General features: G+C 69.9%; 24 protein-coding genes and 1 pseudogene. 16 read left to right on the top strand and 9 right to left on the bottom strand.

Annotated elements, in window-relative coordinates; all coding sequences use genetic code 11:
• Window positions 1-113: 113 nt before the first annotated feature.
• A pseudogene (locus AB0J12_RS34640) lies at window positions 114-209 on the bottom strand (IS5/IS1182 family transposase); the annotation flags it as partial.
• A gap of 72 nt (window positions 210-281) precedes the next feature.
• Window positions 282-1,364: a sodium-dependent transporter gene (locus AB0J12_RS34635; RefSeq protein ID WP_363268619.1), complete on the bottom strand. Its 1,083-nt coding sequence runs from the start codon at window positions 1,362-1,364 to the stop codon at window positions 282-284.
• 175 nt (window positions 1,365-1,539) lie between these two features.
• Here AB0J12_RS34635 and AB0J12_RS34630 point away from each other — a divergent pair, with 175 nt between their 5' ends.
• The gene (locus AB0J12_RS34630) at window positions 1,540-2,379 is read left to right on the top strand and encodes a hypothetical protein (protein ID WP_363268618.1); all 840 of its coding nucleotides are present in this window, start codon (window positions 1,540-1,542) and stop codon (window positions 2,377-2,379) included.
• Window positions 2,380-2,401: 22 nt separating this feature from the next.
• On the opposite strand, the gene AB0J12_RS34625 is transcribed toward AB0J12_RS34630, so the two are convergent.
• The 5 genes from AB0J12_RS34625 to AB0J12_RS34605 are packed head-to-tail and all read right to left on the bottom strand — an operon-like array spanning window position 2,402 to window position 6,449.
• On the bottom strand, window positions 2,402-3,796 hold the full coding sequence (locus tag AB0J12_RS34625) for a HAMP domain-containing sensor histidine kinase (protein WP_363268616.1): 1,395 nt from the start codon (window positions 3,794-3,796) through the stop codon (window positions 2,402-2,404).
• Window positions 3,793-4,455 carry a response regulator transcription factor gene (locus tag AB0J12_RS34620; protein WP_363268615.1) on the bottom strand — a complete coding sequence of 221 codons (663 nt, stop codon included), beginning with the start codon at window positions 4,453-4,455 and terminating at the stop codon, window positions 3,793-3,795. The genes AB0J12_RS34625 and AB0J12_RS34620 overlap by 4 nt, the downstream gene beginning before the upstream one ends.
• Window positions 4,409-5,179, bottom strand: a complete 771-nt coding sequence (locus AB0J12_RS34615; RefSeq protein WP_363268614.1) for a phosphatase PAP2 family protein — start codon at window positions 5,177-5,179, stop codon at window positions 4,409-4,411. The genes AB0J12_RS34620 and AB0J12_RS34615 overlap by 47 nt, the downstream gene beginning before the upstream one ends.
• The gene (locus AB0J12_RS34610) at window positions 5,176-5,784 is read right to left on the bottom strand and encodes a phosphatase PAP2 family protein (RefSeq protein WP_363268613.1); all 609 of its coding nucleotides are present in this window, start codon (window positions 5,782-5,784) and stop codon (window positions 5,176-5,178) included. Before AB0J12_RS34610 ends, AB0J12_RS34615 begins: the two co-directional genes overlap by 4 nt.
• Window positions 5,781-6,449: a DedA family protein gene (locus AB0J12_RS34605; RefSeq protein WP_363268612.1), complete on the bottom strand. Its 669-nt coding sequence runs from the start codon at window positions 6,447-6,449 to the stop codon at window positions 5,781-5,783. Before AB0J12_RS34605 ends, AB0J12_RS34610 begins: the two co-directional genes overlap by 4 nt.
• Window positions 6,450-6,559: 110 nt before the next feature.
• Here AB0J12_RS34605 and AB0J12_RS34600 point away from each other — a divergent pair, with 110 nt between their 5' ends.
• The 3 genes from AB0J12_RS34600 (at window position 6,560) to AB0J12_RS34590 (ending at window position 7,925) form a co-directional block, all read left to right on the top strand.
• Window positions 6,560-6,952, top strand: a complete 393-nt coding sequence (locus AB0J12_RS34600) for a BlaI/MecI/CopY family transcriptional regulator (RefSeq protein WP_363268610.1) — start codon at window positions 6,560-6,562, stop codon at window positions 6,950-6,952.
• Between the two features lie 346 nt (window positions 6,953-7,298).
• Entirely contained in the window at window positions 7,299-7,706 is a 408-nt protein-coding gene (locus tag AB0J12_RS34595; protein ID WP_363268609.1) for a hypothetical protein, read from the top strand.
• 9 nt (window positions 7,707-7,715) lie between these two features.
• On the top strand, window positions 7,716-7,925 hold the full coding sequence (locus AB0J12_RS34590; RefSeq protein ID WP_363268608.1) for a helix-turn-helix transcriptional regulator: 210 nt from the start codon (window positions 7,716-7,718) through the stop codon (window positions 7,923-7,925).
• 496 nt (window positions 7,926-8,421) lie between these two features.
• Here AB0J12_RS34590 and AB0J12_RS34585 read toward each other — a convergent pair whose 3' ends face one another.
• Window positions 8,422-8,799 carry an STAS domain-containing protein gene (locus AB0J12_RS34585; protein ID WP_363268607.1) on the bottom strand — a complete coding sequence of 126 codons (378 nt, stop codon included), beginning with the start codon at window positions 8,797-8,799 and terminating at the stop codon, window positions 8,422-8,424.
• 168 nt (window positions 8,800-8,967) lie between these two features.
• Here AB0J12_RS34585 and AB0J12_RS34580 point away from each other — a divergent pair, with 168 nt between their 5' ends.
• The 3 genes from AB0J12_RS34580 (at window position 8,968) to AB0J12_RS34570 (ending at window position 11,094) form a co-directional block, all read left to right on the top strand.
• The gene (locus AB0J12_RS34580) at window positions 8,968-9,447 is read left to right on the top strand and encodes an ATP-binding protein (RefSeq protein ID WP_363268605.1); all 480 of its coding nucleotides are present in this window, start codon (window positions 8,968-8,970) and stop codon (window positions 9,445-9,447) included.
• A gap of 463 nt (window positions 9,448-9,910) precedes the next feature.
• Window positions 9,911-10,315, top strand: coding sequence for a gas vesicle structural protein GvpA (locus AB0J12_RS34575; protein WP_363268637.1), 405 nt, complete (start codon window positions 9,911-9,913; stop codon window positions 10,313-10,315).
• Entirely contained in the window at window positions 10,312-11,094 is a 783-nt protein-coding gene (locus AB0J12_RS34570; protein ID WP_363268604.1) for a GvpL/GvpF family gas vesicle protein, read from the top strand. The genes AB0J12_RS34575 and AB0J12_RS34570 overlap by 4 nt, the downstream gene beginning before the upstream one ends.
• 612 nt (window positions 11,095-11,706) lie before the next feature.
• On the opposite strand, the gene AB0J12_RS34565 is transcribed toward AB0J12_RS34570, so the two are convergent.
• Window positions 11,707-12,039 (bottom strand): putative quinol monooxygenase, encoded by a 333-nt coding sequence (locus AB0J12_RS34565; RefSeq protein ID WP_363268603.1) that lies wholly within the window; start codon window positions 12,037-12,039, stop codon window positions 11,707-11,709.
• A 231-nt stretch (window positions 12,040-12,270) separates the two neighbouring features.
• Between AB0J12_RS34565 and AB0J12_RS34560 the strand changes: the two genes are divergently transcribed.
• The 9 genes from AB0J12_RS34560 (at window position 12,271) to AB0J12_RS34520 (ending at window position 21,649) form a co-directional block, all read left to right on the top strand.
• Window positions 12,271-13,479, top strand: a complete 1,209-nt coding sequence (locus AB0J12_RS34560) for a hypothetical protein (RefSeq protein WP_363268602.1) — start codon at window positions 12,271-12,273, stop codon at window positions 13,477-13,479.
• A complete protein-coding gene (locus AB0J12_RS34555) occupies window positions 13,479-13,589 on the top strand; it encodes a helix-turn-helix domain-containing protein (protein ID WP_363268601.1) in 111 nt (36 codons plus the stop codon). Before AB0J12_RS34560 ends, AB0J12_RS34555 begins: the two co-directional genes overlap by 1 nt.
• A 262-nt stretch (window positions 13,590-13,851) precedes the next feature.
• Window positions 13,852-14,757: a LysR family transcriptional regulator gene (locus tag AB0J12_RS34550; RefSeq protein WP_363268636.1), complete on the top strand. Its 906-nt coding sequence runs from the start codon at window positions 13,852-13,854 to the stop codon at window positions 14,755-14,757.
• A 156-nt stretch (window positions 14,758-14,913) separates the two neighbouring features.
• Window positions 14,914-16,083 carry a CoA transferase gene (locus tag AB0J12_RS34545; RefSeq protein ID WP_363268600.1) on the top strand — a complete coding sequence of 390 codons (1,170 nt, stop codon included), beginning with the start codon at window positions 14,914-14,916 and terminating at the stop codon, window positions 16,081-16,083.
• Between the two features lie 26 nt (window positions 16,084-16,109).
• On the top strand, window positions 16,110-16,880 hold the full coding sequence (locus AB0J12_RS34540; RefSeq protein WP_363268599.1) for a crotonase/enoyl-CoA hydratase family protein: 771 nt from the start codon (window positions 16,110-16,112) through the stop codon (window positions 16,878-16,880).
• 19 nt (window positions 16,881-16,899) lie between these two features.
• Window positions 16,900-17,655, top strand: a complete 756-nt coding sequence (locus tag AB0J12_RS34535; RefSeq protein WP_363268598.1) for an acetoacetate decarboxylase — start codon at window positions 16,900-16,902, stop codon at window positions 17,653-17,655.
• A 43-nt stretch (window positions 17,656-17,698) separates the two neighbouring features.
• A complete protein-coding gene (locus AB0J12_RS34530; RefSeq protein WP_363268597.1) occupies window positions 17,699-18,655 on the top strand; it encodes a 3-hydroxyacyl-CoA dehydrogenase NAD-binding domain-containing protein in 957 nt (318 codons plus the stop codon).
• A complete protein-coding gene (locus AB0J12_RS34525) occupies window positions 18,652-19,893 on the top strand; it encodes an acyl-CoA dehydrogenase family protein (RefSeq protein WP_363268596.1) in 1,242 nt (413 codons plus the stop codon). Before AB0J12_RS34530 ends, AB0J12_RS34525 begins: the two co-directional genes overlap by 4 nt.
• A gap of 298 nt (window positions 19,894-20,191) precedes the next feature.
• Entirely contained in the window at window positions 20,192-21,649 is a 1,458-nt protein-coding gene (locus AB0J12_RS34520; protein WP_363268595.1) for an AMP-binding protein, read from the top strand.
• Window positions 21,650-21,655 lie beyond the last annotated feature (6 nt).

The following is a 21,655-nucleotide window of genomic DNA, read 5'->3' as shown; positions in this document are numbered from 1 at the left end:
TCACCCGGTGGTCAAGCAGATTGCGAAGGCGATGCGGCCCGCTACGCCCGCGATATTGAGCCTATGCCGTGACGGGCGGCGCCCGACACCGACCGCGTCCTTGGCCCCGGACTCCTCCGCCTTGAGTCGTTGCGGTTGCCCTGCAGGGGCGTGCCGACTGCGACGACGAGGCAGGTATGGGCGTCGATGATGGCCTGGTGGTTGTCACTGGTGCAGCGATCGGGCCGGGTGGGGCACTGACCTGGGGGTTTCTCGACGGGAGGGGCGTTGACTGCGCGAGCTCAGGGTGCGCAAGGGTGTGGTGGGCGTGCGGAGCGTCCGGGTTTGTGGCGTACGACCCGGTTGGCGGCTGTCTTCTGAAGGAGCCCGTAGGCGAGGACCGGTAGGAGCAGGTGGGGTTTGTCGGGGAGTGTGGTGGTGATCAGGACGGCGCTCGCGCTGCTGTTGTTCATGCCGCAGGCGAGCGTGAGTGACGATGCCGCGGGGGCGTCCAGTCGCAGCAGGTGTGCGGCGCAGCGGCCGAGGGTGAAGGTCAGCAGGCAGACCAGCGTCGCCACGGCCAGAGCGGCGGCGAGCAGCAGGGGGCGTGGTCGGGTGAGGAAGGAGTCGAGGGCTCCGCTGGCGTTGACGTAGGTCAGGACGAGTGAAGCGGCCAGGGCGAGCGGCGTGACTGTGCCGAGTACGCGGCTGTGTCCGCGCGAGGGCAGGGCGAGGCGGCACACAATGCCGGCCGTGCATGGCAGGACCACGCCGACCAGGGCGAAGCCGCCTTGGGTGGTGTGCTCGACCCTGGTGAGCGTGTCCGCGTAGTCGCCGTTGAGAAGCGGGACCAGCGCCTTGATCACCAGGGGGATGGTGAGCGGGCTGAGGAGGGTGGAGGCGAGGACGAGCCCGACCATGGTGGGTTGATCGCCGTCTCCCTTGCCGGTCCATACGGTGGCTCCGGCGGCGACGGGCATCGCCACGATCAGGATCATGGCGGTGACCAGACCGCTGCCGCCGTCGGTGTCGGGGGTTCGGCGCAGCAGCAACGCGACGGCGGGGATGGCCATCAGCGGGATCGCCAGGTGCAGCACGAGTCCCGCCAGCAGGGCGTGGGGGCGGTGCAGGAGGGCTGCCAGAGCGCGTACGGGCACCTGGAGTCCCGCCGAGAAGAGGACCAGGGAGAGCAGGAGTTGCGCGGTGGGCAGTGTAAGGGTGTCCGCATCACCGAGGGGTAGCGCGTGGGGTCGGCGCAGCCACAGCCCGGGTCGCGGCAGGAGCAGGGCTGCGGCGTAGGCCAGAATGACGGCGCGGCCGAGGCGTTGCCGAAGCCAGCTCGTTGCCCGGTCAGTCGGCGGTTCGCCAGCAGCTCGGATGGTCACGGTGGCCTTCTCGGGTTGCTTCTTCCGTCGGACGGCAGGGGCGGAGAAGAAGCGGTATGCGCAGAACCGTTTGGTTGCTCATGGAGTCCATGGTGCTGGTGCGCGCCGCGTGGTGCGTGTGGTGGCACGCGGCAGTCAGGATGCGTTCAGGTCTTTGGTGGCACCGTCGCTGACCATGACGTATGAGACATCCGAATCCGCCGCGGCTCCCGAGGGCGGCGGGCCTGGCGCATCGGCGCGGCACAGCCTGCGCTGGAACAAGGTGCCCGAGGTCACCGTCTACTTCTGGATCATCAAGGTGCTGTGCACCACGGTCGGTGAGACCGCGGCCGACCTGCTCAACGAGAAGGCCGGTCTCGGTCTGACCGGAGTGTCCGTGCTGATGAGCGCGCTGCTCGCGGTGGTCCTGGTCGTGCAGTTCCGGACGAGCGCCTACCGGGCCGGCGTGTACTGGCTCGCCGTGGCCCTGATCAGCATCGTCGGCACCTTGATCAGTGACAACCTCACCGACAACATGGGCGTGCCCCTGGAGACGAGTACAGCGGTGTTCGCGATCGCCCTCGCGGTTGTGTTCGTGATCTGGTATCGCCGTGAGCGGACGCTGTCCGTCCACCACATCGACACCACCAGCCGCGAGTCCTACTACTGGCTGGCGGTGCTGTTCACCTTCGCTCTGGGCACCGCCGCCGGCGACCTCGTGTCCGAACGCATGGACCTCGGGTACTGGCTCTCCGCCGTCCTGTTCGCCGCCGCCATCGCCGCCGTGGCCATCGCACACTTTGCCCTCGGCCTGGACGCGGTGTGGAGCTTCTGGATCGCCTACATCCTCACCCGCCCCCTCGGCGCCTCGATCGGCGACTACCTCTCCCAGCCGGGCGGAGACGGCGGCCTGGGCCTGGGCACTGTGGTGACCAGCGCCCTGTTCCTGGCCGTCATCCTCGGTCTGGTCGTGTACCTGAGTGCGACACGCAAGGACGTCCTCGAGCCGGAGCGGGCGCCCGCGCACGCGGGCTGACCCGCCGGCCCTCAGCGTCCGTTCATGCGGTGGGCAGACTCACCGTGAACCTGGCTCCGGGTGCGTGCCCGAGGTCGTAGGTCACCTCGCCGCCGACGGCGCGGGCCAGGCGACGGGCGAGCGGCAGGCCCAGGCCCGCGCCGTCGTGTCCGTCGCCGGGGTCGGCCCGCCGGCCGGGCTGGAACAGCTCACCCACGAACACCTCCGGCACCCCCGGGCCGTCGTCGACCACGTCGATCCGCAGGGTGCCGGACACCCGCCGCGCGGACACGGTCACGCGGGAACGGGCGTAGCGCAGGGCGTTGGTGAGCACGGGGTGGAGGAGGCGTTCGAGGAGAGCGGGGGTGACTGCTGCCTGAAGCACCGGCGCCTCCGTCTCCACCGCTGTCGTCACTTGACTCGGTGGGTCAAGTCGCCTCATCAGACGGTGCATCACAGGCACGACGTCCGTCGTGCCGGGGGCGGTATGCGGGTTCAGCGCGTTCTCGCGGGCCTCCTTCAGGAGGGTGTCGCAGATGGTGCGCATGGACTGCGCGGCGTCGGCTATCACCTGGTGGCTGGCGTGGGTCTCGGCGTCGGTGCGGGGGCGGGCCCGCCACCAGTCGAGTTCCATGATGATCCGGGCGAGCGGCGTGCGCAGTTCGTGGGACAGCTCTCCTGTGAGCTGCTGTTCGTGGCGCAGGACGGTGCGGATGCGGTCCAGGAGCGCGTCCAGCGTGGCACCCAGGCGGGCGAGTTCGGCCGGGTGTTCATCCGTCCCGAACCGCTCGTAGGAGCCCACGGCGCTCCACTGCGTGGCCTGGTCGGTCATCGTGCGCACCGGCCGCAGCGCCCGGCCCACGGACAGGCGGGTCAGCACGTAGGTGCAGCCGAGCATCACGGCGTCCAGGACGAGCGACCCCAGCAGCAGCGTGTCCGCCGAACTGCGGTAGGGGGCGACGTCCAGGGCGGTGACGACGGTGGCAGTGGCGTGGCGGCCGGGAATGGGCTGGGAGCACAGCCGGACGGGCTGGTGGCTCTGAGCCTGCGTGGTCGCACAGGAGGGCTGCGGTTGCCGGGCCAGCTGGTCGGCTGCCCGGGTCAGGGGGCTGTCGCCCGGACCGGACGGGGGCTGCTCCAGCAGGCGGGTGCCCGCGTAGATCCAGACGTTGGCGTCGAGGAGCCCGTCGTTGGCGGTTTCCAGGACGCGTACCCGGGGGCCGGTGGTGTCGATGGTCGTGGCGACCGCTGCCGCCCGGTTGCGTAGTTCGTCGTCAGCCTGATGCTGCAGGTGCCGGTCCATGACGGCGTTGAACACCACCGTGAGGATCGTCATCAGCAGGGCGGCGGTGGTCAGGGCCACAAGGGAGAGCCGGCCACGCAGGGTGCGCGGGGCAAGACGGCGGACGACACGGAGGAGACGGGCGGCGCGGTTCATGACAGGCGGTGTCCGATTCCTCGTGCGGTACCGATCGTGAGGCTGCTGCCGGCCTCGCGCAGCTTGCGGCGCAGCCGGCTCAGGTACTGGTCGAGGGTGTTGTCGCTGACCTGGGCGCCCTCGGGCCATCCGGCCCGCACCAGTTCACGTCGGCGCACGAGGCTACCCTCCGCAGCGGCCAGCGTAGCCAGGAGGCGAAACTCGGTCGGGGACAGGGCGACGCGAGCATCGCACACGGTCACGGTGTGGTCCACGGCGTCCAGCCGCAGGTCACCGGCCGAGGACACCGCCGTTGGCGCGGCCCGTTTGAGGGCGGCTTTGAGCCTCGCGACGAGTTCGGCGAGGTGGAAGGGCTTGGACAGATAGTCGTCGCCCCCGGCGGAGAAGCCGGACAGGCGGTCGGTGAGCTGGTGACGCGCGGTCAGGAAGATCACGGGGGCGCCGAAGCCGTTGGCGCGCATCGCCTGGCACACGTCCCGTCCGTCCGCGTCGGGCAGGCCGACGTCCAGCACGGCCGCCACTACGTCGTTGGTGGCCAGCCGCAGAGCGGTCGCGCCGTCGGCTGCGAGGACGGGCTCGAAGTCCTCGTCCCACAGGCCGCGGCGCAGCACGTCACGCAGGGCGTGATCGTCCTCGACGACCAGAATCCTGGGGCGCATGGTCCTCCGTCGGTGGATGAAGGGAGTCGGCCGGGCCGGTGAGGAAGGATGCGGGCAGCAGATGCGCGGCCACGCACAGGCAGACCCCCAGCCAGCCGGCGGCGAACAGCCAGCCCCCGAGGACGTCCGTGAACCAGTGCACACCGAGGTAGACCCGGCTCAGTCCGACCAGCAGGGCCCACCCGCACACGGCGATCCGCAGGGCGGTGCCGCCGCGCGGGGCGCGCAGGGTGAGGGCAACGGTGAGCACTCCGGCGGTCAGCGCGGCCGTGGTGGTGTGCCCGGAGGGGAACGCCCAGCCACTCGCGTGCGTCATCCAGTCGGCCTGCGACGGGCGGGAGCGGTGCACCAGCTCCATCAGGCCGTAGCGCAGCAGCTGCCCCAGGCCGAGACAGGCGAGACCGACGGCGGCGGCGAACAGCCGGGTCCGTGGTGTGCGCCCCGCCACCGTGCCGGCCAGCGCGACGAGAATGTAGGGAAGGACGCCGGTGCCGCTGGCGGTCACGCCCCGGGCGAGCGCCACGGTCTCGTCCGGGCGGTGGCCGACGGACCGTATCAGGAACCTGTCGTCGAGCCAGAGCGGAGCGCCGCCCCGGCCGGTGACGAGGAAGGTCAGGACGGTGAACGCCGCCCACGCACCCAGGCCGATGCTCCCCGCGAGGTCGGCGACGTCCCTGCGCCGCTCGGACCACGCCGCCCTCCGGCCGTCGGCTTCGCTGTTCATGAATCCGACAGCAGCAGACGCAGCGGAGCGGCCGCCGTCAGCCGCCGGGCCAGCGCCTCCGACCGGCGTCGCAGCAGCAGGATCGCGACGAGCGCGACAAGTCCGCCCGTGACCAGCCCGGCCAGCACGTCGTGCGGATAGTGCACGCCGATCCACACGCGCGACGCGGCCATCGCGAGCGCCGCCAGGCAGGCGAGCGCGCCCAGTCGCCGCGAGACGAACACCAGCGCCACGGCGGCCGCGGCGGCGATCGCCGCGTGGTTGCTGGGGAAGGACCAGTCCCCGTGCGCCGGGCACGCTTCCAGGGTGCGCACCTGAAGGGTCTGGCAGGGCCGGTCCTCGTGCACGAACGTCTTGAGCACGTCGTTCACGACGTATGCCAGGACCACGACCACCGGCACGGCCAGCGCCACCACCGCCGTCGCGGCCCCCGCGCGCCGGGCCTGCCACCAGACGAGGATCATGAGCACGGCGAACACCGCCAGACCGTAGTCCGACCACACTCTGATCGTGGTGTCCAGCCAGCCCGGTGAGTGCTGGGCGAGATCCACCACATCCCGGTAGGAGGAGCCGTCGATCGACGCCCCTACGAACGCGAGCATCATCCGCTCACCTCCTTCGCCTTGGCGCTCTTGCGGCCGCGGTAGAGCTCGGCAACGAGCGGGATCAGGGACACCGCCACGATCAGTGCGACCAGCGGCAGCAGATAACGGTCCACGTTGGGAATGGAGGAGCCCAGCGCGTACCCCGCCAGGGTCAGGCCGATGCTCCACACCAGGCCGCCCACCATCTGCCAGAGGGTGAACACCCGGGCGGGCACCCCGAGCGCACCCGCGAGCGGATTGAGCACCGTGCGCACCACCGGGACGAATCTCGCCAGCACGATCGCCTTCGCGTGCCCGTAGCGCGCCAGCAGCTCCTCGGCCCTCTGCGCTCCCTCGCCCAGCCGCACCGAACGGCTGCGGGCCAGCAGGGCACCGCCCGCCCGGCGGCCGATCAGATAGCCGCACTGCGCCCCGGCCAGCGCGCCGATCGCCGCGGCGGCCAGCAGCGGCCCCAGGGACAGCTTCACGCCATGCTCCCCGGAGCCCGTGCACAGCAGGCCCGCCGTGAACAGCAGCGAGTCGCCCGGCAGGAAGAAACCGATCAGCAATCCCGTCTCGGCGAACATCACCACGCCGACACCCAGCACACCGAAGGCGGCCAGTAGCGACTGCGCACTGAGCGGATTCACCGCGAGCTGCGACGACAGAGCCACGGGTGTGGTCATCGGCATGAGTCCTTTCCGCACGGGCCACAGGAGGCACCGCATCCAGACCGACTACAATCACGTAGACGGTCTACGACACTGTAGACGATCGCGGGGTAAGGACCGTTCCCATGAGCGCCCAAAAGGACGAACGACGAAGCGACGGCAAGAACGAGCGCCGGCCCGCAGGCGAGCTGGAGGCCGCCGTGATGGCCGCCCTCTGGGCCGCGCACACGCCGCTCACGCCCGCCCAGGTCCAGGCAGAACTCGCCTCCGGCCTGGCCCGGACGACCGTCACGACGATCCTGACCCGCCTGTGCGACAAGGGCACCCTGCAACGGCAGCGGCAGGGCCGCGCCTACGCCTACCGTCCCGTGCAGGACCCGCACGGGCTGACCGCCGTGCGCATGCTCAGCGAACTCGACCGGGGCAACGACCGCGAGACGGTCCTGGCCCGCTTCGTCGCCCAGCTCAGCCCCGACGACGAGCAACTCCTGCGCCGGCTGTTGGAGGGGAGCCCATGAGCAGCTGCTCGCGGCCGACACCGTCGCCGCGCTCGGCACACTGGCGCTGACGGGGCCGCGCAGGTCTTCGTCAGCACTGCGCTCCCTCGATCGAATTGTCCTTGTGGTCCGTCCGCTGCCGGTCGAGCGGGCACTGGTGCCGCGCAGCGCCGGACTGCGGGCCAGGGGAACGGGCGGGAATCGTCGTGATCACGGACAGCGGCTGGGACGCGGACGGCTCGTTCAACCGTGAGCCGGTCACCGGGTGAAGTCGGACCTCCGGGCCTGCCTGGTCGCTATGTAAGGTGTCCCTTCCATAGAGTCAAGTACCATTGACTCTATGGAAGGGACACCTTACATTCATTGCATGGCTGAGCAGATACAGCAGGACCAGGTGACGCGCGCGGCCCGCCGTGCTGTGCTCATTGACGGCATACCCGTGTCCACCTTGGGCGTGATAGCCCTGGCGCTGGGCAGCAACCCTCATCAGAGCGCCGCCCAGAAGTCCTGGTGGATCGCGACCACCACCGTCTTCACCCTCGCGATCGCCTGGGCGCTGTGGCGGGCATTCCGGCGTGCGGACGAATACCTGCGCAGGATTCAGCTGGAGAGCATGGCCATCGCGTTCGCGGCAGTCCTCGTGGGGCTGCAAGTGGCCACCCTGCTCGATGCCGCAGGCATCATCCAGCTCCATCAGCTCGCGCAGTTGATCCTCCTCGGCGGCGTGGCGATCTGGCTGACGATCGCGGACCTGCGCACCCGCCTGCACCGGTAAGGGCGCATCGTGAAGAACCGACTGCGCGAACTGCGTGCAGCTCGCCGGTGGAGCCAGGCCGACCTGGCCGACCGGTGCCACGTCTCCCGGCAGGCCATTAACGCCATCGAAACCGAGCGGCACGATCCCAGCCTGCCTCTGGCGTTCACCATCGCCGACGTCTTCGGCCTGACCATCGAGGAAATCTTCCGTCCTGACCGGACGGACAACCCGGCCTGACATTGGTGACGCAGACGGGGGTTTTGGGTGGGCGCCCTCCTGGGGGGATGCCCTCACGTCCGCACTCCCAAGGATGCTTGTGCCGAATTAAGCTGATTTCTTGCACGATGCCCGTTATGCAGCAGCTGCCCATCCCCCTGCCCTGGCCATCTGATCCCGGACGCCACCGACCGGTTCGATGCTGCATACCGGGCGGCCAAGGCACAGCGTGCCGTGTTTGTGGGCATTGAACGCGGGGGTGAGCGGTCGAAGCTGCGGCCGGCCGCCGCGCGGCGGCCGCCATCGAGGGCCACCTGCCTCTGCCAAGCTGGGGATCATGGATCACCGCCCATAACCCGTGCGCGAGCGCGCCCGACGGCAGATCGACCGCCACTTCGGCCCGGTCCCGAGGTGGTCGAAACAGCGGCCACGGCCGCTCGCCCTGACTGCTGCGCCTGCTGGGCGGCAGCCGACTGGGGTTTACTGGATCTCTACGCGCTGAGCGCGACGCAGTTCTTTAGTCGGTGAGCGCTTGGTCGAGGGTTTCGTGGGTGTCGATGAGTGTGTCGATGCCGACGAGTTGCAGGGTGCGCATCACGGCGTGCCCGACGCTTGCCAGGCGCAGCCAGCCGCCGGCCTGTGTGAGTGCCTGGTGGGCGGTGATGAGGATGTTGATGCCGCTGGAGTCCATGAAGGTCACCTGCCGCATGTCCACCACGACGCGGGGGCTGGGCGTGACGGTCGGGTCGAGGGCCTGGCGGAGTGTGTCGCCGGTGTGGTGGTCGATCTCCCCGGCCAGGGTCAGTACCTGGATGCCGCCGGCGGTGGAGGCTGTGACGGACAGCTGACCCGGCTGCACCACGTGTTCGCTACCTGGCACTTCTTCCTCACCCATGTCGGTGATCCTGGCACATCAGGCTGTTGCTTCAAATCGCTGCCCCGCGGTCACCGGCTGACCCCGGGCGTGGTGAAAGTGTGACGGAGCTGGCAGCATCCTTTCATGCGTCGATCACGCAGGCGCGGGTAGGCGCGAGGCGTGAACGGGGTAGCGAAGGTGGCTTGGATGGAATCGACGCCTGTGGGCGAGGACGGAACCACCCCGGGCGAGCGGGCCATACAGACCACACTCGCCCTGGACGGGGACGGCGCGGTCATCGCGCAGGCGCGCCACCTGGCCGCCGGTTTTCTCACCCGTGTCCAGGCCGAACACGGCCTGCCCGTCTCGCAGCGTGCCATGGAGCTCACGCAGCTCGTGGTCAGCGAGCTGGTCACGAATGCCCGTAAGTACGCCCCCGGCCCGGTGCTGCTGGATCTGCGCATCGTCGGCGACCTGGTCGAGGTCGTGGTGTGGGACTCCGACCCGAGCCTGCCCATGGCCCGGACCGGGGACGCCGGCCGGGTCGGCCAGCATGGCCTGGAGATCGTGATGGCCGTCGCCCAGGGCTTCGAAGTCCAGCGCGAGCCGGTCGGCAAGCGCATCACCGCCCGCCTCGCCCTCGCCGACGACCCCGGCGGCGCCATCTCCGGCCGCCCGCCGCTGTAGCCGCTCACCTCACATGGCTTGCCACTGAACTGAGGCATGACGGGGCCAGTGCTGCCGTGCAGTTCACCCAGGCTGAGGATCGGCCCAGCGAGTTCTCTGACCGGGCTTGAGTTTGTGCTGTTGGTCGAAGATTCCCGAGGCCTTTGATGCGCTGATCTTCGCCGGCGAAGGGCGGAGGTCTGCGACGTTGGGGGCGATGAGGTCGATGAGGCCTCCGGAGGGCTCGATGGCGATGTTGAGACGCATCGGCGTCGTTCAGCGACTGCGGACGAGCCCGGACGGCTTCGCTCGTGCATATGTTTGCCCTCGAAGGCCGGGGGCTACTCGCAACCGGAAGTCGTCCGCGGCTGAAGCCTCTGGTGACCTGTGGAATGCGCACAGCGCTCCCGTGTCGGGAGCTTAGGCGTGGGGTGGCGAGGCACTCGCGGGCGGAATTTCGAAGCTTGGCGAGGGGCTGGTCGTGATGACGGTGGCAACGCAGCAGGGCGGCGGTGGCGGTTCCAGTGGTCTCTATGACGTGCTGGAGCTCATTCTCGACCGGGGGCTGGTGATCGATGCGTTCGTACGGGTCTCTCTGGTCGGCATCGAGATACTCAAGATCGATATCCGGGTCGTGGTGGCCAGCGTCGACACCTATCTGAGGTTTGCGGAGGCGTGCAACCGCCTCGACCTGGAGGCGGGCCCGCGCAAGCCGGCCGGGCTGACCGAGCTCACGGGAAAGCTCACCGAATCCGGCGCTCACGGCAAGACCAAGGGAGCGTTGTCCGGGGCCGCTGAGACGATCTCCGAGGCCTTCCAGCAAGCCCGTGACGAGGGGCGCCAGAGGCAGGGAACGCGGTCCGTGCGCCAGCGGGACGAAGAGCGATGAGTACCTACGTCTATGGGATCACCCACGCCTCGAGCCCCTCGCTTTCCGTGGACGTGGACGGCGTCGGCGATCCGCCGCGGCAGGTACGTGTCGTGCGCCAGGGTGAGCTGGCCGCGCTCGTCAGTGACGCCCCCGAGGAGCTGCGGCCCAAGCGGCGTGACCTGCTCGCCCACCAGCGTGTCCTGGACGCGGTCGGGGAAGGTGGCGTGGTCCTGCCGATACGGTTCGCAAGCATCTCACCGGACGACGCGACAGTTGCCACCGTGCTGGCCGAACGTGCGGATCACCTGTTGGAGCGACTGCGGGCGCTGGACGGTAAGACGGAGTACAACCTCAAAGCCCATCACGACGAAGACGCCGTGCTGCGGCTGGTGGTGGCGGACAACGACGAGATCCGCTCCCTGGCGGAAGCGAACCGACAGGCCGGCGGAGGCTCGCACGAGGACAAGGTCCGCCTCGGAGAGATGATCGCCGCCGCGCTCAAGGCACGTGAAGCAGCAGATGCCGAGCTGCTTCAGCGGGAACTGGGCCCGACGGCCGTGGCGGTCAGTGCCGGACCGCCGAGCACCGGCTGGCTGGCCAATCTCTCCTTCCTGGTCGAGGTCGGCTCAGCAGAGCGGTTCTTTACCGCGGTCGACCAGCTCCGCCGGCACCACCCACACCTGGAGCTCCGCGTCAACGGCCCGCTGCCGCCGTACAGCTTTGTCGACGACGCTTCCGAGCATGCCGAGGGCACCGCGGAAGCATTCGGAGCCGCAGCCGATCAGAGCAACGCGTGAGCCGCGACTGTCCGCAATTGAAGATGCCGCGTGCCCCTCGACGTACAGACGAAACAGGGGGCGTCACGAGTGCTGTGTCATGGGTCACTGTGGGACTTCGCGCCCAAGAGGATGCCGGTAAGCGCCACTTCGGGAGTCGGTGTCCGTTTCGAGCATGGACGCTAAAGGGATATTCCCGCCGTGATGCAGACAACTTAGACCGCTCTGGAGTGCGTGACACGGCGCACACGGCTGCCTCAGGGGCTCTCAGAGCGGTTCCGCAGGACTGGCCTGACATGACGTCAGCCGGAGGCGTGCCACGCGCTCCCTCTGGGCTGCAGCCCGTTTCCGTTGGATGGCCGGAGCGGTGCGTCTGGGCTCGGCCCTCGCCGCCGCGGCCTGCCAGGGCTGTGATGTCACCCAGGGCCGACGTGGCTCAGCAGGCGGCGGATGCTGGGGGAGGCGTCTTCCCCGGTGTGGCCGTGTTCGGGGCTGTCGAAGGCAACGGCGCCCCCTGGGGACGCGGTCAGCGTGGACCGCACTCGCGCTGCCGCGCCCCCCGCTACCGAAGCGGACGGAGCGGGGAGCCGCAGCGGTCATAGCGTCGGCGCACTGCTCCCTGACGCCTGAGAGTCACTCCTGTCCGGGGACCGCCATCTCCCCAAGGAGCGACCAGTCGTCCTGCGGAACGGTGGCGTTCACGATGCGCGGCGTCTCGACCAGATGGGGCGGCAGCGTCTGCTGCGCCGCCTTGAAGTGCGCGGACTGCACATGTGCGGCTCCGGACTCGTCGTCACGGAAGGCCTCGACCAGGACGTACTCGGTCGGCTCCGCGACGCTGCGCGACCAGTCGAACCAGAGGCAGCCGGGTTCGGCGCGTGTGGCCTGGGTGAAGTCGGCGGTGATCTCGGGCCAGCGGTCCGCGTGTTCGGGACGGACTCGGAACTTGGCGGTAATGAAGATCATGGAATTCCTTCGCTGATGTCTGTGCGTCCTGCATCAAACAGGCGGTGCGTTACGGCGCGGGCAGGGACGGCGAGGCGGTCCACGGGCAGGACGGGGCTTTGCCTTCCGGCCGCGCCACCAGGACTCATGGCGACACGATCGTACGAGCTCTGCCCGCCGACGCCGGTATAGGGACCCGCGACACCGGACGCGCCGCGGTGGGACGAGCCGGGGCGCGGCCATGGCCGACGGTTGCTACGACCGGAGTACCAGCCGACCGTCCGCGTAAGGGGAGCCTTCAACCTCACCCCCATCCGTCAGGGCTCCGACGGCATGCTGATGGCCTTCGCCCGCTCGGTCGCGGCCCAGATCGAGGCCGAGGTCGCGGCGATCACCTCGCGGCGCGAGCGGGCTCTTTTCCAGGACTACATGGAGGCGTGCTCCTCGGCGTGCCCGGGACCCGTGCTGGCCCTCAACCGCGATGTCGTCATGATGAACGAGCAGCTCGGTACCGCCGTGACCGGGCCGGATCACTATGCGCTGCTCGACCACGCCCGTGAGATCGCCGAGCATCCCCGGCTGGAGGGCACCCGCAGCATCGCCCTGCCCTCGGGACGGGTCACCGAACTCAGGGTCGGTCGTTGCCGGCGCGAGGACAGCGACGCGGGCGCCGTCTTCCGAGTCCGGCTGATCGGGCGGCCACAGCCCGCGCCTGCCGTTTCCGCCGCGCCCGCCCACTCCAACCTTGGACTGGTGGGCTCGTCTCCGCACTGGCTGCGCGCGGTCGCTGACAGCGAGACGGCGTTCGCCGCCGGGACATGGCTTCATCTCCTGGGCGAAGCCGGCGTCGGCAAGAAGACACTGGTCGAGGCCCTGCACCGGGCCCACGGCACCGGACGTCGGCTGGAGACGGCGGAGGCGCCGCTGTCGAATGCCCCGGCCGTCACCGAGCGCTGGCTGCACGACATCGGAGAGCTGCTCGTCGTGCCGACCAACGTGCTCGTCCTGAGCGATGTCCACCTGTTGGGCGACCAGCTGCGGCAGCGGCTGACGAGCCTGCTGGTGCGGCTGGACGGCAGCGCCACCGGGCAACTGGTCATCACCAGCCAGCCGTCGATGGTCGGCGCCGACGACCGGCTCGACCAGCTCTGCGGCGCCTCGGTGGAGGTGCCGGCCCTGCGTCATCGGTATGGCGACATCGAGCACCTGGCGCGGTTCTTCCTGCGCAGGTACCGGCCGAGCGGTGAGAGCGGGTTCTCCCCGGATGCGCTGACCGTGCTGCAGCGATGCCCCTGGCCGGAGAACGTCCGGCAGTTGGAGTCGGTGATCCGGGGCCTGGCGCGGCGGCCTTCGGGCCGGGTGATCCGCGCGGAGGATCTGCCGCCGGAGTGCCGGGTGTCTCGAACAAGGTCCTCACCACCATCGAGGCGCTGGAACGCGACGCCATTCTGCGTGGGTTGATGGACCGCAACTCCAACGTCCAGCGGACCGCGCAGGACCTCGGGATCTCCCGCGCCACGATGTACCGCAAGATGCGCCGCTACGGAATCGTGCCGTCGAGCCTGATGTGACGGGCCGTTCCGGAACGCGGACCGCGGCGTGCGGTGCCTGCTCGGCGCCGCCGATGCGCGGACACCCGGGCCGACGTCGCCCACCTGCGGACGGCCGTCGGTGTCGCGACCACACGGCGCGTCGGCGCGCTGTTGCGGCCCTCGGCGCGGCCCGGCCGACGGGTGACAGCGGGTTCGGGGACCCGGTACCGTCGCGGCGACGGCCGTCGCCCCGCCCCCGGCAGCCGCGGGCTCCGTCATAGGTAGGGTGACGGGCGTGGACATGCTGCACCTGCGTTACTTCGTCGCCGTGGCCGAGGAGCTCAACTTCTCGCAGGCGGCGCGCAGACTGCACATGGCGGCCTCTCCGCTGAGCCAGCGGATCAAGGATCTGGAACGCGAACTCGGTCACGAACTCTTCGAGCGCACCACCCACCGCGTCGATCTGACCCCGGCGGGCGCCGCGCTGCTGCCGATGGCGCGGGACGTCCTCGAGCAGGTCAACTCGATCCCGTGGCGGCTGAGCGAGGCGGTGCGCCCGCGGCTGGAAAGGCTGTTCATAGGGATGCCCGCAGGAGTGCATCCGCTGCTGCGGGAGCGGGTCCGGCTGCTGGAGGACGCCTGCCGGGAGGTGTGCGAACTCAAGCGCTGGCCCGGCACGTCGGCGGACCTGGCGGACGCGGTGCATGACGGAAGGCTGGCGTTGGCGTTGGCCCGGCTGCCGGTCTCCGACCCGGCGCTGGAGATCATCGAGGTGATGCACGAGGTGCTGGGTGCCGCGGTGCCGGCCGACCGGTTCGCGGGGCGGGCGTCCGTGACCCTGGAGGAGCTGGTCGACCTGTCGTATGTGGCCACGCCGAACGACGCCACCCCGGCCTATTTCGAGGAAATCGATGCCCGTCTTCATTCGGTCGGCGTGAAGAAGCGAATTCGCATCAAAATGGCGGACTATTCCGGAAGCTCGGAACTGATCTCTTCCGGTATCGCGTTTTCGATGACCATGCTCTCGCCGGAGAGTCCCATGCACCTGTACCGGTTGGACAACGTGGCCGTGCTGCCCGTCGATGACTTCCAACCCACCCTGACCACCGGCCTGTTGTTCCGCGCCGATCGGGCCAACGCCGGTGGGGACCTGAGTGAGGTCGCTGTCCGGGCCCGCCGGATCTTCAACGAGGCCAGCACCGTCTGACCGGTTTTCGGATTCCCCTTTTCCGTGGAACTCCGGCCCGGTGTGACCGCTGTGGTCATACCATTGTTCGCCAGTTGATCATTCCCTTCAAGTCCGTTCACGCATAACGTCGTCGGTGGAAACATTCGACGTGAAATTACTGCGTGAAAAGGAGTGATGATGGACATCACGGCCGCCCGAACCACAGGTCCGCTGGACGGCGTGCGGGTGATCGATCTGTCTACGGTGGTGATGGGGCCCTACGCGGCGCAGATACTGGGCGACCTCGGCGCCGACGTCATCAAGATCGAGTCCCCGTCCGACACGGTCCGGGTGGGTCCGTACCGCACCACGCCCGGCATGACCCCGCTCAACCTCAACGTCAACCGCAACAAGCGCAGCGTGACGTTGAATCTCAAGGCCGACGCCGACCGCGCCCGGGCCCTCGGACTGATCGACAGCGCCGACGTGCTGGTCACCAACATGCGTCCGGGCGCGCTCGCGCGCCTCGGCCTCGCCCACGCGGACGTCGCCGCCCGCAACCCCGGCCTGGTCTACGCCCACGCCCAGGGATTCCGCAGCGACTCCGACCGGGCCGGCAACGCGGCCTACGACGAGACCGTGCAGGCCGCCTCCGGCCTGGTGGACGTGACCAACCGGGCGCTGGGCACGCCGGCGTACCTGCCGACGATCATCGGCGACAAGGTCTGCGCGCTGACCATCGTCTACTCGGTGCTCGCCGCGCTGGTCCACCGTGCCCGCACCAGTGCCGGCCAGTACATCGAGATCCCGATGACCGACACGCTCATCGCGTTCAACCTCGTCGAGCATCTGGCCGGCCATGTCTTCGAACCACCGGAGGGGCCCACCGGGTTCCCGCTGTCGATGAAGAGGGGACACCGCGCAGTGCCCACCAAGGACGGCCTCGCCTGCGTCATGCCGTACAACCCGCACAACTTCCGGGACTTCTTCCTCGCCGCCGGCCGTGCCGATCTCGCCGCGGACCCGCGTGTCAACGGCGAGTCCATCGCCGATGACGACGTCGACGCGCTGATGGAGCTGGTGGAGGAGTGCTCGCCGAGCCTGACCACCGAGGAGTGGGAGCGGGTCTGCGCCGAGCTCAGCATCCCGATGGCGCCCGTGCTCGAACTCGACCGGGCCGCCGAGGATCCGTACGTGCGCGGCGGCCGGCTGCTCGACGTGGTGGACCACCCCAGCGAGGGCGCCATCCGGTCGGTCGGCATCCCGGTGCGGTTCTCCGCCACTCCGTGTTCGGTCCGCCGGCTCGCCCCGCTGCCCGGCCAGCACACCGATGAGGTCTTCCAGGAACTCACCGCCGGCCGCTGACCGGCCGTCAAGCAAGGACGCACACCATGCACAGCACCACCGAGGTGCGGACCGAGACCATCGGTTCCGCACTGCTCATCACCATCGACCGGCCGAAGGCGCGCAACGCGGTCAACGCGGCCGTCGCCGCCGGACTGTCCACGGCCCTCGACCAACTGGAGGCGGACCCCGGCCTGCGGGTCGGCGTGCTCACCGGCGCCGGCGGCACGTTCAGCGCCGGGATGGACCTCAAGGCCGCGCTGGCCGGTGAATCGCCCGAGATCCCGGGGCGCGGCTTCGGCGGTCTGACCCAGGCCCGGACGACCAAGCCGCTGATCGCGGCCGTCGAGGGCTGGGCGATGGGAGGCGGTTTCGAACTCGCCCTGGGCTGCGATCTGATCGTCGCCGCGGACGACGCCCGGTTCGGCCTCCCGGAGGTAAGCCGCGGGCTGATCGCGGCGGGCGGCGGAGTGATCCGGCTGCCCAAGCGCATCCCGTACCACCTGGCGATGGAACTGCTGCTGACCGGTGAGCCGGTCTCCGGCGGGCGGGCCGGTCAGCTCGGCATCGCCAACCGTGTGGTCCCGGCCGGGGAGACGGTCGCCACCGCACTGCAGCTGGCCGAGCGGATCGCGCAGAACGCCCCGCTGGCTCTGGCCGCCGTCAAGGAGCTCGTCAGGGCCGCCGACGGCGGGCCGGAGGAGGAGGCGTTCGCCGTGCAGGGGCGGCAGATGGCGCGGCTCGCAGCCTCCGCCGACGTACGCGAGGGCATGACCGCCTTCACCGAGCGCCGCACCCCGGTCTGGCAGGGCCGGTAGGACCCGAGGGGGACACACCATGCATCAGCACGACATACCCCGGCACATCGCGACGCCGCTCGCCAACCCGGCCTACCCGCCGGTCGTGCCGCGCTTCACCAACCGCGAGTACCTCAACATCGTCTACCGCACCGACCCGGAGGCGCTGCGCGCGGTGGTGCCGGAACCCCTCGAAATCGACGAGCCGCTGGTGCGCTTCGAGGTCATGCGCATGGGCGACGTCAGCGGGTACGGACCGTACACCGAGGCCGGCCAGGCGATCCAGGTCCGCTACGAGGGAGAGCGCGGCGAGTATCTGCACGCGATGTACCTGGACAACCTTCCGGCCATCACGTCCGGCCGCGAGGCCAGTGCCTATCCCAAGACAGCCGGATCGCCCGCCCTCTACGTCGACAACGGAGCGCTGGTCGGTGTCCTCGACGTCGGCACGCTGCGGGTGGCGGCTGCCACGATGGGCTACAAGCACTACGAGTTGTCCATCGAGGAGGCCGTGGCCCAGGTCGGTGTGCCGACGTACATGCTGAAGCTGGTACCCGGCTTCGACGGGGCGCCGCAGGTCGCGCAGTTGGTGCGCACCGAGATCACCGACATCACGGTGAAGGGCGCCTGGACCGGCCCCGCCCGGCTGCAGCTCTTCGAGCACGTGCTGGCACCGCTGGCCGATCTGCCGGTGCGCGAGATCGTCTCCGCCAGCCACATCCTGACCGACCTGACCCTGGCAGCGGTCAAGCCCGTCCACGACTACCTGGCCCAACCCGCCCACTCCGTGCGGTGAACAGGCCACGGACGCAGACGGAAGAGCAGAAGGAAGACATGTGATGACCGAGTCATTCACCACCGCCGCGGTGGTCGGCGCCGGAACGATCGGCCTGTCCTGGGCCGCGCTCTTCGCCGGCCACGGCATGCGGGTACGCGTCACCGACCCGCGGCCGGACCTGGCCGAGGCGGTCGCCGAGGCGCTCGACCGGGCGGCCGGGCAGCTGACCGCGCAGGGTCTGGACGTGCATGGCCTCGCCGAGCGGGTGCACATCGCCGACGATCTGGCCGACGCGGTGCGCGACGCCGACATCGTCCAGGAGAACGGGCCGGAGAACGCCGACTTCAAGCGGGAGTTGTTCACCACCCTGGTCGGCGCGGCCCCCGCGCACGCGCTGCTGCTCAGCTCGTCCTCGGCCATCCCCGCCACGGCGTTCACCGACACCATCGAGGACGCCGGCCGGATCCTGATCGGCCACCCCTTCAACCCACCGCACCTGGTGCCGCTGGTGGAGGTGGTGCCGGGGGAGCGCACCTCGCAGGAGAGCGTGGCGCGGGCCGTGGACTTCTACCGCTTCGTCGGCCGGGTCCCGGTGGTGGAACGCAAGGAGATCCCCGGCTTCGTCGGCAACCGCCTGCAGAACGCCCTCAACCGGGAGGCGATCTACCTGGTCGAGCAGGGCGTGGTCAGCCCGGCGGAGCTGGACACCGTGATGGTGAACTCGCTCGGTCTGCGCTGGGCGACGGTGGGGCCGTTCCTGGGCGCGCACCTCGGCGGCGGCCCCGGCGGCTACCGCCACATGGCCGAGCACATCGGCGTGTCGATGCAGAGGATGTGGGACTCGCTCGGCCGCCCGGAGCAGAGCCCCGAGCAGACCGAACGGCTTGTCGCGGCCGTCGAGGACGCCTACGGCTCCCGTTCCTACGCCGACCTCAGTCAGGAGCGCGACGCCAAGCAGATCGCCGTGCTGTCCGCCCGGGACAGCGCCAACCGCCCGGAGAAGGAGACCCGGTCATGACCGCCCTGCTGCCCGAGACATCCCAGAAGGCATCCGAGAAGGCATCCGGGAAGGCTTCCGCCGACGAGCGGGCCGCGGACTTCTACGACTTCGAGTCGCTGCTGCCACCGCACGAGCGCGAACTGCTGCTGCGCGCCCGGTCGTTCATGCGCACCGAGGTCAAGCCGCTGGTCAACGAGTACTGGGCCAAGGGGGAGTTCCCCCGCGAGCTCATCGGCAAGTTCCGCGAGCTCGGACTCGCCGGCGTCCCCTACGAGGGATACGGCGACCCCTTGCCGGCCGGGAGCAATCTGCTGGTCGGCATGCTCTCGATGGAGTACACCCGCACCGACGCCTCCAGCGCCACCTTCTTCGGCGTGCACAGCGGCCTGTCGATGTACAGCATCTACCGCGGTGGCGACCAGGAACAGCGGGACCGCTGGCTGCCCTCGATGGCCGCGCTGGAGACCATCGGCGCCTTCGCGATGACCGAGCCGCTCGGCGGTTCCGACGTGGCCGGGGGCATGCGCACCACGGCCCGCTGGGACGGTGAGAACTGGGTGCTCAACGGCGCCAAGCGGTGGATCGGCAACGCGACTTTCGCCGACCTGGTGGTGGTCTGGGCCCGCGACGAGGCGGACGACAGGATCAAGGGCTTCGTGGTGGAGAAGGGCACCCCGGGCTTCTCCCCGGTGAAGATCGAGAACAAGATCGCGTTCCGGATCGTGGAGAACGCCGAGATCACCCTGACCGACGTCAAGGTGCCCGAGGCCAACCGGCTGCAGCGGATCAACTCCTTCCGTGACGTGGCGGAGATCCTCCGCGCCACCCGCAGCGGGGTCGCCTGGCAGGCCCTCGGCGTGATGATCGGCGCCTACGAGCTGGCCCTCGACTACGCCAAGGAACGCCGGCAGTTCGGCCGCCCGATCGCACGGTTCCAGATGGTGCAGGACCTGCTGGTCAGGAGCCTCGGCAACATCACCGCCTGCTGGGGCATGCTGGTCCAGCTCGCGCGGCTGCAGGACGCCGGCGTCTTCCGCGACGAGCACTCCTCGCTGGCGAAGGCGTACGTCACCTCGCGGATGCGTGAGGTGGTGGCGTGGTGCCGGGAGATCTTCGGTGGCAACGGCATCGTGCTCGACTACGACATCGCCCGGTTCTTCGCCGACGCCGAGGCGATCTACTCGTTCGAAGGCACCCGCGAGATGAACACCCTCATCGTCGGCAAGGCGGTCACCGGCGAAAGCGCCTTCGTCTGACCGCGGTTCCCATCGACCCCGCGCCGGCCCCGAGTGAAGCGTGCCTCGGGGCCGGCGCGGACCCATGCGCGGGCGCCGCCCCGGCCCGGTGCGCCGTGGTGGCCGGCGCGCAACGGTGCCGCGTGGCACCCGGCTTCGTGCGCCGCGCACAAAGGCCGCCCCGAGCGTCGTCACCCGCGCCCATGGGCCGCGAGGGCCGCGGATTCGTACCGTCTCTCCTCACGTACCGGACATCCGTCCCCCGTCGGGACGCGCACTGCGTCCGCCCGACCGCGTCGACGTATTTCGAGGAGCCGACATGCATATCGCGGAACTGCCAGATCTGCGAGCCCGGCGGGACGCGGGTGGTCCCTGCATCGCTGACGATACGGGAATTCTGGACAATACGGCGTTCGCCTGCCGGGTGCGCCGGGCCGCGGCGGCCCTGCGGGCGCGGGGCGTCGGACGCGGGGACGTGGTGGCACTGCTGCTGCCCAACACGGCGGACTTCGTCGTCGCGCTCTTCGCCGCCTGGCGTCTCGGCGCGACAGTGACCCCGGTCAACCCGGCCCTCACCGAGAGCGAGGTGCGGTACCAACTCGGCGACGCGGGTGCCGCGGTGGTCGTCACCGCCGAGCCGTCGCCGCTCGCCGGGGCGGTGACGGTGACCCAGTTGGGCGCCGGGCCGGAAGACGAGGCCGCACCGCAGACGGACGCGGACGCGCTCGCCCTGCTGATCTACACCAGCGGCAGCACCGGGCGTCCCAAGGGCGTGATGCTCGACCACGCCAACCTCGCGGCCATGGCGCGGATGATGATCGAGACCGCCCGGCTCTCCGAGACCGACCACAGCCTGCTGATCCTGCCGCTCTTCCACGTCAACGGCATCGTGGTCGGCGTGCTGTCCCCCCTGCTGGCCGGCGGACGGGTCACGGTGGCCGGGCGATTCCGGGCCGAGACCTTCTTCCACCTGGTCGCCTCGGTCCGCCCGACCTGCTTCTCCGCAGTCCCGGCGATCTATTCGATGCTGGCCGAACTGCCGGACGGCGTACCGCCCGACACCTCGTCGGTGCGGTTCGCCGCCTGCGGGGCGGCCCCGATGCCACCCGCGCTCATCGCGAGGTTCGAGCGCCGTTACGGCATCCCGATCCTGGAGGGCTACGGCCTCTCCGAGGGCACCTGCGCCTCCACCACCAACCCGCTGGACGGCCCGCGCAAGCCCGGCACGGTCGGACGGCCGCTCCCTGGCCAGCAGGTCGCCGTGATGGATCCACAGGGCCGGATCCTGCCGGCGGGCGCGACCGGTGAGGTGGTGGTGCGCGGCCCCAACGTGATGCGCGGCTACCTGGGCCGCCCGGAGGAGACCGCCCGCACCGTGGTCGACGGCTGGCTGCACACGGGCGATGTCGGCCGCTTCGACGAGGACGGCTACCTGGTGCTGGTCGACCGCATCAAGGACATGATCATCCGAGGGGGCGAGAACATCTACCCCAAGGAGGTCGAGACCGTCCTCGGCGACCACCCCGACGTGCTCGAAGCCGCCGTGGTGGGCTCCGCCGACCCGCGGCTCGGCGAAGTACCGGTGGCCTTCGTGGCACTGCGCACGGGCGCGGCGGCCACCGCCACCGACCTGCTCGGACACTGCCGGGCCCGGCTGGCACGGTTCAAGGTGCCCACCGAGATCACCCTCGTCGACCGACTGCCGAGGAATCCCGTCGGCAAGACGGACAAGCCCGCGCTGCGGGCCAGGACCGCCGCGGTCACCACGGCCGGCTGAACAGAA

It is taken from the genome of Streptomyces sp. NPDC049915 (genome assembly GCF_040656475.1).
Lineage (GTDB): Bacteria > Actinomycetota > Actinomycetes > Streptomycetales > Streptomycetaceae > Streptomyces.
This window is presented reverse-complemented; position numbering and strand designations above follow the sequence as displayed.

What these genes read in the sequence shown, in the direction of transcription:
- AB0J12_RS34625 (WP_363268616.1), bottom strand. Translation starts at nt 3,796, where the DNA reads ATGAACCGCGCCGCCCGTCTCCTCCGTGTCGTCCGCCGTCTTGCCCCG.
- AB0J12_RS34575 (WP_363268637.1), top strand. Translation starts at nt 9,911, where the DNA reads ATGACGGTGGCAACGCAGCAGGGCGGCGGTGGCGGTTCCAGTGGTCTC.
- AB0J12_RS34620 (WP_363268615.1), bottom strand. Translation starts at nt 4,455, where the DNA reads ATGCGCCCCAGGATTCTGGTCGTCGAGGACGATCACGCCCTGCGTGAC.
- AB0J12_RS34550 (WP_363268636.1), top strand. Translation starts at nt 13,852, where the DNA reads ATGCTGCACCTGCGTTACTTCGTCGCCGTGGCCGAGGAGCTCAACTTC.
- AB0J12_RS34545 (WP_363268600.1), top strand. Translation starts at nt 14,914, where the DNA reads ATGATGGACATCACGGCCGCCCGAACCACAGGTCCGCTGGACGGCGTG.
- AB0J12_RS34605 (WP_363268612.1), bottom strand. Translation starts at nt 6,449, where the DNA reads ATGACCACACCCGTGGCTCTGTCGTCGCAGCTCGCGGTGAATCCGCTC.
- AB0J12_RS34630 (WP_363268618.1), top strand. Translation starts at nt 1,540, where the DNA reads ATGACGTATGAGACATCCGAATCCGCCGCGGCTCCCGAGGGCGGCGGG.
- AB0J12_RS34530 (WP_363268597.1), top strand. Translation starts at nt 17,699, where the DNA reads ATGACCGAGTCATTCACCACCGCCGCGGTGGTCGGCGCCGGAACGATC.
- AB0J12_RS34600 (WP_363268610.1), top strand. Translation starts at nt 6,560, where the DNA reads ATGAGCGCCCAAAAGGACGAACGACGAAGCGACGGCAAGAACGAGCGC.
- AB0J12_RS34570 (WP_363268604.1), top strand. Translation starts at nt 10,312, where the DNA reads ATGAGTACCTACGTCTATGGGATCACCCACGCCTCGAGCCCCTCGCTT.
- AB0J12_RS34535 (WP_363268598.1), top strand. Translation starts at nt 16,900, where the DNA reads ATGCATCAGCACGACATACCCCGGCACATCGCGACGCCGCTCGCCAAC.
- AB0J12_RS34565 (WP_363268603.1), bottom strand. Translation starts at nt 12,039, where the DNA reads ATGATCTTCATTACCGCCAAGTTCCGAGTCCGTCCCGAACACGCGGAC.
- AB0J12_RS34595 (WP_363268609.1), top strand. Translation starts at nt 7,299, where the DNA reads ATGGCTGAGCAGATACAGCAGGACCAGGTGACGCGCGCGGCCCGCCGT.
- AB0J12_RS34585 (WP_363268607.1), bottom strand. Translation starts at nt 8,799, where the DNA reads ATGGGTGAGGAAGAAGTGCCAGGTAGCGAACACGTGGTGCAGCCGGGT.
- AB0J12_RS34555 (WP_363268601.1), top strand. Translation starts at nt 13,479, where the DNA reads ATGGACCGCAACTCCAACGTCCAGCGGACCGCGCAGGACCTCGGGATC.
- AB0J12_RS34580 (WP_363268605.1), top strand. Translation starts at nt 8,968, where the DNA reads ATGGAATCGACGCCTGTGGGCGAGGACGGAACCACCCCGGGCGAGCGG.
- AB0J12_RS34615 (WP_363268614.1), bottom strand. Translation starts at nt 5,179, where the DNA reads ATGAACAGCGAAGCCGACGGCCGGAGGGCGGCGTGGTCCGAGCGGCGC.
- AB0J12_RS34525 (WP_363268596.1), top strand. Translation starts at nt 18,652, where the DNA reads ATGACCGCCCTGCTGCCCGAGACATCCCAGAAGGCATCCGAGAAGGCA.
- AB0J12_RS34610 (WP_363268613.1), bottom strand. Translation starts at nt 5,784, where the DNA reads ATGATGCTCGCGTTCGTAGGGGCGTCGATCGACGGCTCCTCCTACCGG.
- AB0J12_RS34520 (WP_363268595.1), top strand. Translation starts at nt 20,192, where the DNA reads ATGCATATCGCGGAACTGCCAGATCTGCGAGCCCGGCGGGACGCGGGT.
- AB0J12_RS34540 (WP_363268599.1), top strand. Translation starts at nt 16,110, where the DNA reads ATGCACAGCACCACCGAGGTGCGGACCGAGACCATCGGTTCCGCACTG.